This window comes from Fictibacillus gelatini DSM 15865, assembly GCF_000430745.1.
Taxonomy (GTDB): domain Bacteria; phylum Bacillota; class Bacilli; order Bacillales; family Fictibacillaceae; genus Fictibacillus_A; species Fictibacillus_A gelatini.
The window spans coordinates 19,020-32,109 of record NZ_AUMP01000029.1; the positions used below are offsets into that span (position 1 = coordinate 19,020).

Here is a 13,090-nt window from a genome sequence, read left to right on the forward strand (position 1 = left end):
GAATTAAATAGATTCTCATACCGTAGACTCAGGGGCGAAATTCGCTTAATTATCCTGCCGAGGTGTGTAGCACGGAAACGATCATTCTATACTGATCTATGTTCTGAAACTACGCCTTCATGTCTATCATGAAGGCTTTTCTTATAGCTACGGTATGATTTTTCACTAATTTTTACAGGAGGTGTAAGGATGAGCAGCATTCTTGAATCAAAAAAGCAATTGGTGCAGACGATTACTGAGCAAATGCGCGAAAGCCAATCAACGATTCTTGTTGATTACCGCGGATTAAACGTTGCCGAAGTAACAGAACTTCGTAAGCAACTTCGCGAAGCTGGTGTGGAATTCAAAGTTTACAAAAATACGATGACTCGCCGTGCGGCAGATGAGCTTGGTCTATCTGAGCTTAACGAACATCTTGTTGGGCCTACTGCGATTGCATTCAGTAAAGAAGATGTAGTAGCTCCGGCAAAAATCCTTAACGATTTTGCGAAAAAACACGAGGCTTTAGAACTTAAAGCTGGTGTAATTGAAGGCCGTATTGCGACAACTGCAGAAGTGAAAGCTCTTGCTGAACTTCCATCCCGCGAAGGACTTCTTTCTATGGTACTCAGCGTGCTTCAAGCGCCTATCCGCAACTTTGCGTTGGTTACTAAAGCCGTTGCTGAACAAAAAGAAAACACAAGTGCGTAACCTTTTAAGCAACCATTTATTAATTTTTAATTATACTTGAGGAGGAAAACAAAATGTCAAAAGAGCAAATCATTGAAAGCTTAAAAACAATGACAGTTTTAGAATTAAACGATCTTGTAAAAGCAATTGAAGAAGAATTTGGTGTAACTGCTGCTGCTCCTGTAGCTGTAGCTGGTGGTGCTGCTGGTGGAGAAGCTGCTGCAGAAAAAACTGAATTCGATGTAATTCTTGCAAACGGTGGAGCTTCTAAGATCAAAGTTATTAAAGTAGTTCGTGAACTAACTGGTCTAGGACTAAAAGAAGCGAAAGAATTAGTAGACGGTGCTCCTAATCCTGTTAAGGAAGGCGTATCTAAAGAAGAAGCTGAAGAAATCAAAGCGAAACTTGAAGAAGTTGGAGCTTCTGTAGAAGTAAAATAATGCATGCTAATCGAAAAGATTCGCCTATTACGAGGCGAATCTTTTTATTTTGAACAAGGTTCGTCCATACTAGATAATAAGGGGTGAGAAGATGAGTGACCATTATTATACTGAACGGCCTGAGATACCCAGCAAGCCGAAAACGTGGAAATTTCGCCTGAAGGGCCACGAATTCACATTTACTTCAGATGCCGGGGTTTTTTCGAAACATGAAGTTGATTTTGGAAGCCGCTTGTTAATAGAAGCTTTTCAGCCGGTTGATGTAAAAGGAGATTACTGCGATGTGGGCTGTGGTTATGGTCCAATTGGCATGGCGCTTGCCAAAGCAGAACCTGACCGTCATGTGATCATGGTTGACATTAATGAACGTGCGCTTGACCTGGCGAAAAAAAACCTGGACGCAAACGAGATCGCCAATACGTCTGTTAAAAAAAGCAATCTGTTACATGATGTGAATGAAGAAGGATTTGCTGCGATAATAACCAATCCTCCTATTCGTGCAGGTAAAAAAATAGTCCACCAAATTTTTGAACAAGCTGAAGAAAAATTAGCGGATGGTGGAGAACTGTGGGTTGTTATTCAAAAAAAGCAAGGAGCTCCTTCCGCGACGGAGAAGCTAAAAGAGCTTTTTCGGCAAGTAGACGTTGTAGAAAAGAAAAAAGGATATTATATTATTCGCGCAAAAAAAATTGACGTAGTATAGGGTATATGATAATATTATAAAATGCCAATGAATTCATACTCCCATAACTGTGCTTTAAAGTCATGTGGATGTTGATAATATACCTGAACAATACCCATTTCAAAACGTTTTGTTTTGAGAAAGTTGATGAGGCTAACTTATTGTATAGCCATTTTATACATATCAACTTCTGCTCAAGGTATATCAGATGAAAGAGTTGGGAAAAATAATATAATCGGTTGCTCCAATGAAAAATGTGGTTTTTAAACTAAAAAAACCCTTTTTCTTTTTTGTCTTTCTGACATTCATAAGGGAAAGTTCAAAAAGTCCGGGAAACAGATGGTCTCGCCTATTGAACGTCCATACTAGAATGTTAGAGTATACAAGTAACACGAAAAAAACGCTGGATTTGAGGGGTGAATCAGTTGACAGGTCAACTAGTTCAGTTTGGACGCCACCGCCAACGAAGAAGTTACGCAAGGATTAGTGAAGTACTTGAATTGCCAAATTTAATTGAAATTCAAACGGCTTCCTATCAATGGTTTCTTGATGAGGGACTAAGAGAAATGTTCCAAGACATTTCCCCGATCGAAGATTTTACAGGAAACCTTGTTTTAGAGTTTATCGACTACAGTCTCGGTGAACCTAAATATCCTGTAGAAGAGTCGAAAGAGCGTGATGTCACATATGCTGCGCCGCTTCGCGTCAAGGTGCGTCTCATTAATAAAGAGACAGGCGAAGTAAAAGAGCAGGAAGTATTTATGGGAGATTTCCCGTTAATGACAGATACAGGCACATTCGTGATCAACGGTGCGGAACGTGTTATCGTATCCCAGCTTGTTCGTTCGCCGAGTGTCTATTACAGTGAAAAAATGGATAAAAACGGTAAAAAAGGATTCACTGCAACTGTTATTCCAAACCGCGGCGCCTGGCTTGAGTTTGAAACCGATGCAAAGGATATCGTCTACGTTCGTATAGACCGTACGCGAAAAATTCCGATAACCGTATTGCTGCGCGCATTAGGGTTTGGATCTGATCAAGAAATCATCGATCTGTTAGGAGAAGATGAGTATTTACGTAACACGCTTGAAAAGGATAATACAGAAGGAACGGAAAAGGCACTTCTAGAAATCTATGAGCGTCTTCGTCCTGGTGAACCGCCGACGGTAGACAACGCCAAGAGTTTATTAGAGTCTCGTTTCTTTGATCCGAAGCGTTATGACCTCGCCAGTGTTGGCCGATATAAAATTAATAAAAAACTTCATATTAAGAACCGGCTGTTCAATCAGAAACTAGCGGAAACGTTAGTGGACCCGGAAACAGGTGAAATCATTGCTGAAGCCGGGACATTGCTTGACCGCCGCACATTGGATAAAATCCTCCCGTACTTAGAAAACGGCGTTGGATTCCGTAAAGTAACACCAATTGGCGGTGTGACAGAGGATGAAGAAATTACTCTGCAATCGATTAATATCTATTCTCCGGATGATATTGAAGGCGAGAGAATTATTAAAGTCATCGGAAACGGCAATGTTGACAAAACGGTTAAAAATATAACGATTTCAGACATTATTGCATCCATTAACTATTTCTTCAACCTTCTTCATAATGTCGGAAACACGGATGATATTGACCACCTTGGAAACCGCCGCCTGCGTTCTGTTGGAGAACTTCTCCAAAACCAATTTAGAATCGGTTTATCACGGATGGAACGTGTCGTTCGGGAGAGAATGTCTATCCAGGATACAAACAATATTACTCCGCAAGCCTTAATTAACATCCGTCCGGTGATTGCGGCGATTAAAGAGTTCTTCGGAAGCTCTCAGCTTTCTCAGTTCATGGATCAAACGAACCCGCTGGCGGAATTGACCCATAAACGGCGTCTTTCGGCACTCGGGCCAGGTGGTTTGACCCGTGAACGTGCGGGAATGGAAGTTCGTGACGTTCACTATTCCCATTACGGGCGCATGTGTCCGATTGAAACGCCTGAAGGTCCGAACATTGGTTTGATTAACTCGCTATCCAGCTATGCTAAAGTCAATGAGTATGGCTTTATTGAAACGCCATACCGTTATGTTGATCCAGAAACTGGCCGTGTAACCGGTCGGATCGATTACTTAACGGCTGACGAAGAGGACAATTATGTCGTTGCACAGGCTAACTCTGCCCTCGGTGAAAACGGGGAATTCCTGGAAGAGAACGTTATTGCGCGTTTCCGTGGAGATAATACCGTTTTCAAACGAGATCGAATCGATTATATGGACGTATCTCCAAAACAAGTAGTGTCCGCCGCGACTGCGTGTATCCCGTTTTTGGAAAATGACGATTCCAACAGGGCGCTAATGGGCGCAAACATGCAACGTCAAGCGGTTCCACTCATGGTTCCGGAAGCGCCGATTGTCGGTACGGGTATGGAACACGTATCCGCTAAAGACTCGGGAGCAGCAGTTATTTGTAAACATGATGGAATTGTTGAGCGGGTAACAGCGAAACAAATTCAAGTTCGACGTATTGAAGTAATTGATGGTAAAGAAGTTCATGGCGAACTAGATAAATATAACTGTTTGAAATTTATTCGTTCCAACCAGGGAACATGCTACAACCAACGTCCAATTGTTAAGAAAGGCGACCGTGTAGTAAAAGGAGAAATCCTTGCTGATGGCCCTTCAATGGAAAAAGGTGAGTTAGCACTGGGACGTAACGTTCTTGTAGGTTTCATGACATGGGAAGGTTACAACTATGAGGACGCCGTTATTATGAGCGAGCGTCTCGTGAAAGACGATGTATATACTTCAATTCATATCGAAGAATATGAATCCGAAGCACGCGATACAAAGCTTGGACCAGAGGAAATTACGCGCGATATTCCGAATGTCGGCGAAGACGCCCTTCGTAATTTAGATGACAGAGGAATCATCCGTATTGGTGCGGAAGTGAAAGATGGAGATATCCTTGTTGGTAAGGTTACGCCAAAAGGGGTAACGGAACTGACGGCTGAAGAACGATTGTTACATGCGATCTTTGGTGAAAAAGCACGTGAAGTTCGTGATACTTCTCTTAGAGTACCGCATGGCGGGGATGGAATTATCCTTGATGTGAAAGTGTTCAATCGGGAAGATGGAGATGAACTTCCTCCTGGCGTGAACCAGCTTGTACGGGTTTATATTGTACAGAAGCGTAAAATCCACGAAGGGGATAAAATGGCAGGACGCCATGGAAACAAAGGGGTTATCTCCCGCATTATGCCGGAAGAGGATATGCCGTTCTTGCCAGACGGTACGCCAATCGACATCATGTTAAACCCGCTCGGGGTACCTTCACGTATGAATATCGGTCAAGTGCTTGAACTCCACCTTGGAATGGCAGCAAGGCAACTTGGCATTCATGTAGCAACGCCGGTATTTGACGGTGCGCGTGAAGAAGATGTGTGGTCGACCCTCGAAGAAGCGGGAATGGCCCGTGACGGAAAAACGGTGCTTTACGATGGAAGGACGGGTGTCCCATTTGATAACCGTGTATCGGTTGGGATTATGTACATGATCAAACTGGCGCACATGGTTGACGACAAACTGCATGCGCGTTCAACAGGTCCGTACTCGCTCGTTACCCAGCAACCGCTTGGAGGTAAGGCTCAATTTGGCGGACAACGCTTCGGTGAGATGGAAGTATGGGCGCTGGAAGCATATGGTGCCGCTTATACGCTACAAGAAATTTTAACGGTTAAATCAGATGACGTGGTTGGCCGTGTAAAAACATACGAAGCTATTGTCAAAGGCGAAAACGTTCCTGAACCGGGCGTTCCTGAGTCGTTTAAAGTATTAATTAAGGAACTTCAATCACTTGGCATGGATGTAAAAATTTTATCAAGTGACGATGAAGAAATTGAAATGCGCGAGCTTGATGATGAAGATGATCAAGCCAACGAAAAGTTAAATTTAAACCTTGAGTCTTACACTGTGAGTGAATAAATCAGGATATCAAAAGGGAGGTACGCTCCTTGATAGACGTAAACAATTTTGAGTATATGAAAATTGGGTTAGCTTCACCGATAAAAATCCGCTCGTGGTCAAGAGGTGAAGTAAAAAAGCCGGAGACGATCAACTATCGTACATTAAAGCCTGAAAAGGATGGCTTATTCTGTGAACGCATTTTTGGACCGACGAAGGACTGGGAATGTCACTGTGGAAAGTATAAGCGGGTTCGTTATAAAGGCGTTGTTTGTGATCGTTGTGGTGTTGAAGTAACGCGTGCTAAAGTTCGACGTGACCGGATGGGTCACATCGAACTTGCAGCACCAGTATCCCATATTTGGTACTTTAAAGGCATTCCGAGCCGGATGGGGCTTGTGCTTGATATGTCTCCGCGGGCGCTTGAAGAAGTCATTTATTTCGCTTCTTATGTTGTTACTGAGCCGGGAGAAACTCCGCTTGAGAAGAAGCAGTTGCTTTCTGAAAAAGAGTACCGTTCTTACCGTGAAAAATACGGTCAGGGCTTTACAGCTCAAATGGGTGCTGAAGCGATCAAGCGATTGCTTGAAGACATCGATCTTGAAAAAGAGGTCGGTCAGTTAAAAGAAGAATTAAAAACAGCACAAGGGCAACGCCGCACACGTGCAATTAAGCGATTGGAAGTATTGGAAGCATTCCGGCATTCCGGAAATGAACCTTCCTGGATGATTTTGGATGTTCTTCCGGTTATTCCGCCAGAACTCAGGCCAATGGTTCAGTTGGACGGCGGCCGTTTTGCAACATCTGACCTTAACGATTTATACCGACGTGTTATCAATCGTAACAATCGCTTAAAACGTTTGTTGGATCTTGGGGCACCGAACATTATCGTACAAAACGAAAAACGGATGCTGCAAGAAGCGGTCGATGCGTTAATTGATAACGGTAGACGTGGTCGTCCGGTAACTGGCCCAGGAAACCGTCCGCTCAAATCCCTTTCCCATATGTTGAAAGGGAAACAAGGCCGTTTCCGTCAAAACCTTCTCGGTAAACGTGTTGACTACTCTGGCCGTTCAGTAATCGTTGTCGGTCCGCACTTGCAAATGTATCAATGCGGCCTACCGAAAGAAATGGCGCTTGAGCTTTTTAAGCCGTTTGTTATGAAAGAACTTGTCGCCAAAGGCCTTGCGCATAATATAAAAAGCGCAAAACGGAAAGTTGAACGCGTTCAACCTGAAGTCTGGGATGTTTTAGAAGATGTGATTAAAGAACACCCGGTGTTGCTAAACCGGGCGCCAACTCTTCACCGTCTAGGTATTCAAGCATTCGAGCCAACGCTTGTGGAAGGGCGTGCAATCCGCCTTCACCCACTCGTATGTACAGCTTATAACGCGGACTTTGATGGTGACCAAATGGCGGTTCACGTCCCGCTATCCGCTGAAGCGCAGGCTGAAGCACGTCTCTTAATGTTAGCGGCGCAAAACATCCTGAACCCGAAAGATGGAAAACCAGTTGTTACACCATCGCAGGATATGGTACTCGGAAATTACTACTTAACGATGGAACGAAAGGGCGCGATCGGTGAGGGATCAGTCTTTAAAGATGCCAATGAAGCGATTATTGCTTATGAAAACGGTTATGTGCATTTGCACACTCGTGTAGCTGTTCCAGTAGCAAGCTTGAATAAGCCATCGTTTAAAGAAGATCAGCTTGATAAACTGTTAATTACAACAGTCGGTAAGTTGCTATTTAATGAAATTTTGCCAAACTCGTTCCCGTATATTAACGAATCAACTACAGAAAACTTACAGGTTGAAACACCAGAAAAATACTTTATTCCTAAAGGAGTAAATGTTAAAGAAGAAATTGAGAAGCGGGAAGAAGTCGCTCCATTTACGAAAAAATTCTTAGGGAAAATCATCGCGGAAATCTTTAAACGTTTCAAAATTACGGAAACGTCAAAAATGCTTGACCGCATGAAAAACCTTGGATTTAAGTACTCAACGAGAGCGGGTATTACGATCGGTGTATCTGACATCGTCGTCCTGCCGGAAAAACAAGAAATATTAGAAAAAGCCGAGCAAAAAGTTGCAACAGTAACGAAACAATTCCGTCGCGGTCTTATTACGGAAGATGAGCGATATGAACGTGTCATTAACATTTGGAGTTCGGCAAAGGATGAAATTCAGAAGAAGTTGATGCTTACATTAGATAAGCGTAACCCGATTTTCATGATGAGTGACTCCGGTGCCCGTGGTAACGCCTCAAACTTTACGCAGCTTGCAGGTATGCGCGGATTGATGGCCAACCCGGCAGGTAAAATTATCGAGTTGCCGATTAAATCGAGCTTCCGTGAAGGTCTCACCGTACTCGAATACTTTATCTCAACCCACGGAGCACGGAAAGGTCTTGCTGATACAGCTCTAAAAACAGCAGACTCAGGTTATCTCACTCGACGTCTTGTTGACGTTGCTCAAGATGTTATCGTACGTGAAAATGACTGCGGAACAGATCGCGGCCTTCTTGTCAGTGCCATTAAAGAAGGCAATGAAGTGATTGAAACGCTGCATGAGCGCCTTGTTGGGCGAACGGCGTTTAAAACCGTTTACCATCCGGAAACGAAAGAAGTCATCGTTGCGAAAAACGAGCTAATTACGGAAGATACGGCTACCCGTATTGATGAAGCCGGAATCGAAGCAGTTACGATTCGTTCGGTATTCACATGTGATACCCGTCATGGCGTTTGTAAAAAATGTTATGGCCGCAACCTTGCAACCGGAACAGATGTTGAGGTTGGGGAAGCTGTTGGGATTATCGCTGCACAATCAATCGGTGAGCCAGGTACACAGCTTACGATGCGTACCTTCCATACAGGCGGTGTAGCAGGGGACGATATCACTCAAGGTTTGCCGCGTATTCAAGAGTTGTTCGAAGCGCGTAACCCGAAAGGTCAAGCGGTTATTTCCGAGCTTGACGGCAAAGTCATTAACGTTAATGAAGCAAAAGACAAACGGGAAATTCTTGTTCAGGGTGAAATTGAAACAAGAACGTATACCGTACCGTATGGCGCTCGAATTAAAGTGGCTGTCGGAGATAATGTAGAAGCCGGCCAGGTGTTGACGGAAGGTTCTATCGATCCAAAAGAGCTAATTAAAGTAAAAGGTGCAGAAGGCGTTCAAGAGTATCTCTTGCGTGAAGTTCAAAAAGTATACCGTATGCAAGGGGTAGAAATTGGCGACAAACACGTTGAAGTTATGGTTCGCCAAATGCTTCGAAAAGTTCGTATTATTGATGCCGGTGATACTAACGTACTACCTGGTGCGCTAATGGATGTCCATTCCTTCACTGATGTCAACAGAAAAGTATTGCTAGAAGGCGGCATCCCGGCAACAGGAAGACCGGTATTGCTTGGTATTACAAAAGCATCCCTTGAAACGGAATCCTTCTTGTCCGCAGCTTCTTTCCAAGAAACAACAAGAGTTCTTACAGATGCTGCAATTAAAGGAAAACGTGACGAACTTCTCGGTCTTAAAGAGAACGTTATTATCGGTAAATTGATTCCTGCGGGTACAGGTATGGCCCGTTACCGAAACATTGCCGTTGATTCTCCACTTTCTTCAGAAGAGACTGAGAAAGAACAAGAAGAATCAACGGAGTTAGTATCTCAAGAATAAAAATGAGATCTGCTTAATTTTTAAATGTTCTTGTATTGACAATAGGAGCACTGAAGTGATATTATATCCTAGTGCTCCTAAAGAAATGTTGCTTTGGAGGATATAAACGGATGTCTTATGAAAAAGTAACACAAGCTCAAGAAATAATCGTAGGTACAAAACAAACGATTAAAGCTTTGCAAAATGGGGAAGTTAAAGCGCTTGTCGTAGCTGAAGATGCTGACTCCCGAGTAACGGGAAAAGTGTTAACAGTCGCAAGAGAAATGAACGTCCCTGTTACGATGGTTGATTCGATGAAAAAGCTTGGTAAAGCTTGTGGAATCGACGTTGGAGCTGCAACTGTTGCTATAAAAGGATAAAAAACTTGTTTTTGCGCATCACGCGCAAAAACTTTCTTTTGTCCAATGATGAACCACCTGGATCGGTGGTCTTGAAATCCGATGAAGGAAAGGAGGAAAAACAAAATGCCTACAATTAACCAATTAGTAAGAAAAGGACGTCAGTCTAAAGTTAAAAAATCTGACTCTCCAGCACTAAACAAAGGTTACAACAGCTTTAAAAAAGCGCAAACGAACGTTTCTTCACCTCAAAAACGTGGAGTATGTACTCGTGTAGGTACATTGACGCCGAAGAAACCGAACTCTGCACTTCGTAAATATGCGCGTGTTCGTTTAACAAACGGCATTGAGGTAACTGCATACATCCCGGGTATCGGACACAACCTTCAAGAACACAGCGTTGTGCTTATCCGTGGAGGTCGTGTAAAAGACTTACCAGGGGTTCGTTACCATATCGTTCGTGGCGCTCTTGATACGGCAGGAGTAAACAACCGTATGCAAGGTCGTTCCAAATACGGAACAAAACGCCCAAAAGCCGCTAAAAAATAAACACAATTAAAATAGAAATGGTTATTAGAAAAGGAGAAAGGAGGGAACACCATGCCACGTAAAGGACCTGTACCTCGTCGCGATGTGTTACCTGATCCAATTTACAAGTCTAAACTTGTTACTCGTTTAATCAACAAAATTATGATTGACGGGAAAAGAGGGGTAGCACAATCTATTCTTTACAATGCATTTGATATTGTAAAAGAGCGCACAAACCAAGATCCGATGGAAGTTTTCGAACAAGCGTTGAAAAACATCATGCCTGTACTTGAAGTACGAGCACGCCGTGTCGGTGGTGCTAACTACCAGGTTCCTGTTGAAGTTCGTCCGGAGCGTCGTACGACTTTAGGACTTCGTTGGTTAGTAAACTACGCAAGACTTCGCGGGGAAAAAACGATGGAAGAGCGTTTAGCGAATGAAATCATGGATGCTGCTAACAATACTGGAGCATCTGTGAAAAAACGCGAAGATATGCACAAAATGGCAGAAGCAAACAAAGCGTTTGCTCACTACCGCTGGTAAGTTCATATTAGAGACAGCTTTCTGGCTGTCTCGCCCTATACTATATAATTCCTATTCATAGGAAGGAGAGAAATTCATGGCAAGAGAATTCTCCTTAAAAAATACACGTAATATCGGGATCATGGCTCATATTGATGCTGGTAAAACGACAACAACAGAACGTGTACTTTACTATACTGGACGCATCCATAAAATTGGTGAAACTCACGAAGGAGCTTCCCAAATGGACTGGATGGAGCAGGAACAAGAGCGCGGAATCACAATTACTTCCGCAGCGACTACTGCTCAATGGAAAGGTCACCGTATCAACATTATTGATACACCAGGACACGTAGACTTTACAGTAGAAGTAGAACGTTCATTGCGTGTATTAGATGGAGCCGTTGCAGTACTTGATGCTCAATCAGGTGTAGAACCGCAAACTGAAACCGTATGGCGTCAAGCAACAACATATGGGGTACCACGTGTTGTTTTCGTTAACAAAATGGATAAAATCGGCGCTGACTTCTTATATTCAGTTAGCACACTACATGACCGTTTAGGAGCGAACGCTCATGCGATTCAATTGCCTATCGGTGCTGAGGATCAATTCGAAGGCATTATTGATCTTGTTGAGCAAAAAGCATACTTCTATACAAATGATCTTGGTACAGATATTCAAGAACGCGAGATTCCTGAAGAATATAAGGATCAAGCTGAAGAATACCGTAACAAGTTAATTGAAGCAGTTGCTGAGCTTGACGAAGAATTAATGGAAAAATACTTAGAAGGCGAAGAGCTTACAGTTGAAGAGCTGAAAGCGGCCATCCGTAAGGGTACTGTTAATGTTGAGTTTTATCCTGTAATTTGTGGATCTGCATTCAAAAACAAAGGCGTTCAACTTATGTTAGATGCAGTTCTTGACTACTTGCCTTCACCGGTTGATGTACCGGCAATTAAAGGTACTCTCCCTGATTCAGGAGAAGAAGTAACGCGCGAATCAGCAGATGAAGGTCCGTTCGCTGCCCTTGCGTTTAAAGTAATGACTGACCCATATGTCGGTAAGTTAACGTTCTTCCGTGTATATTCCGGAACAGTTAATGCAGGCTCCTACGTATTAAACTCAACGAAAGGTAAGCGTGAACGTTTAGGACGTATCCTGCAAATGCACGCTAACCACCGTGAAGAAATCTCAGTTGTATACGCTGGAGACATTGCCGCGGCTGTTGGTCTTAAAGATACAACAACTGGTGACACACTTTGTGATGAAAAAGCGCCGGTTATTTTGGAATCAATGGAATTCCCAGAGCCTGTTATCCACTTATCCATCGAGCCTAAATCAAAAGCTGACCAGGATAAAATGGGTATGGCTTTAGCGAAACTTGCAGAAGAAGATCCAACGTTCCGTACAAAAACTGACGAAGAAACTGGACAAACGATCATCTCTGGTATGGGTGAGCTTCACCTCGATATCATCGTTGACCGTATGCGCCGTGAATTCAAAGTTGAAGCAAACGTTGGTGCTCCTCAAGTTGCGTATCGTGAAACGATCCGTAAAGCGGCTAAAGTTGAAGGTAAGTTCGTTCGTCAATCCGGTGGACGTGGTCAATACGGACACGTATGGATCGAGTTCGAACCAGCTGAAGAGGGAAGCGGCTTTACATTTGAAAACAAAATTGTTGGTGGGGTAGTACCTCGCGAATACATTCCAGCTGTACAAGCCGGTATTGAAGAAGCAATGAAAAACGGTATGTTAGCCGGATTCCCGCTTTTAGATATGAAGGCTACAATCGTTGACGGGTCTTACCATGATGTTGACTCGAACGAAATGGCGTTCAAAATTGCCGGATCGATGGCGTTGAAAAATGCGAAAGCATACTGCGACCCTGCAATTTTAGAGCCGATCATGAAAGTCGAAGTCGTTGTTCCTGAAGAATACATGGGTGATATTATGGGTGACGTAACTTCCCGTCGTGGACGCGTTGAAGGTATGGAAGCTCGTGGTAACTCTCAAGTTGTTCGTGCAATGGTTCCGCTTGCTGAAATGTTTGGTTATGCGACATCTTTACGTTCTCGTACACAAGGTCGCGGAACATATTCAATGCATTTCGATCATTATGAAGAAGTACCTAAGTCAATTGCTGAAGAAATTATTAAAAAAGCGACAGGACAATAATCTCTGTTGTCAGAAAAGTGCTTTTCATGTAATCTAAAATAGGTGGGATGAAGAGTTTCGCCTATTTTATATAAAAAATAATTATTTTCCACATATTAAGGAGGAATCTTTCTC

The 13,090-nt window shown here is 43.2% G+C and carries 9 protein-coding genes and 1 other annotated feature; all 9 genes read left to right on the top strand.

Annotated features, from left to right (window positions below):
* Positions 1–2: 2 nt before the first annotated feature.
* Positions 3–151: a sequence feature (ribosomal protein L10 leader region), on the top strand.
* Positions 152–189: 38 nt separating this feature from the next.
* The 9 genes from rplJ (at position 190) to fusA (ending at position 12,976) form a co-directional block, all read left to right on the top strand.
* Positions 190–690 (top strand): 50S ribosomal protein L10, encoded by a 501-nt coding sequence (gene rplJ / locus H538_RS0113315; protein WP_026678029.1) that lies wholly within the window; start codon positions 190–192, stop codon positions 688–690.
* Between the two features lie 53 nt (positions 691–743).
* Positions 744–1,109, top strand: a complete 366-nt coding sequence (gene rplL / locus H538_RS0113320) for a 50S ribosomal protein L7/L12 (RefSeq protein WP_026678030.1) — start codon at positions 744–746, stop codon at positions 1,107–1,109.
* A gap of 91 nt (positions 1,110–1,200) precedes the next feature.
* A complete protein-coding gene (locus H538_RS0113325) occupies positions 1,201–1,812 on the top strand; it encodes a class I SAM-dependent methyltransferase (RefSeq protein WP_026678031.1) in 612 nt (203 codons plus the stop codon).
* A 404-nt stretch (positions 1,813–2,216) separates the two neighbouring features.
* Complete coding sequence (gene rpoB / locus H538_RS0113330) at positions 2,217–5,759, top strand: DNA-directed RNA polymerase subunit beta (protein WP_026678032.1); 3,543 nt, start codon at positions 2,217–2,219, stop codon at positions 5,757–5,759.
* Positions 5,760–5,788: 29 nt separating this feature from the next.
* Complete coding sequence (rpoC, locus tag H538_RS0113335; RefSeq protein WP_026678033.1) at positions 5,789–9,412, top strand: DNA-directed RNA polymerase subunit beta'; 3,624 nt, start codon at positions 5,789–5,791, stop codon at positions 9,410–9,412.
* A 110-nt stretch (positions 9,413–9,522) separates the two neighbouring features.
* Positions 9,523–9,771: a 50S ribosomal protein L7ae-like protein gene (locus H538_RS0113340; RefSeq protein WP_026678034.1), complete on the top strand. Its 249-nt coding sequence runs from the start codon at positions 9,523–9,525 to the stop codon at positions 9,769–9,771.
* 105 nt (positions 9,772–9,876) lie between these two features.
* Positions 9,877–10,299 carry a 30S ribosomal protein S12 gene (gene rpsL / locus H538_RS0113350; RefSeq protein ID WP_026678035.1) on the top strand — a complete coding sequence of 141 codons (423 nt, stop codon included), beginning with the start codon at positions 9,877–9,879 and terminating at the stop codon, positions 10,297–10,299.
* Positions 10,300–10,350: 51 nt separating this feature from the next.
* Positions 10,351–10,821, top strand: a complete 471-nt coding sequence (rpsG, locus tag H538_RS0113355; protein ID WP_026678036.1) for a 30S ribosomal protein S7 — start codon at positions 10,351–10,353, stop codon at positions 10,819–10,821.
* A 76-nt stretch (positions 10,822–10,897) separates the two neighbouring features.
* Entirely contained in the window at positions 10,898–12,976 is a 2,079-nt protein-coding gene (gene fusA / locus H538_RS0113360; RefSeq protein ID WP_026678037.1) for an elongation factor G, read from the top strand.
* Positions 12,977–13,090 lie beyond the last annotated feature (114 nt).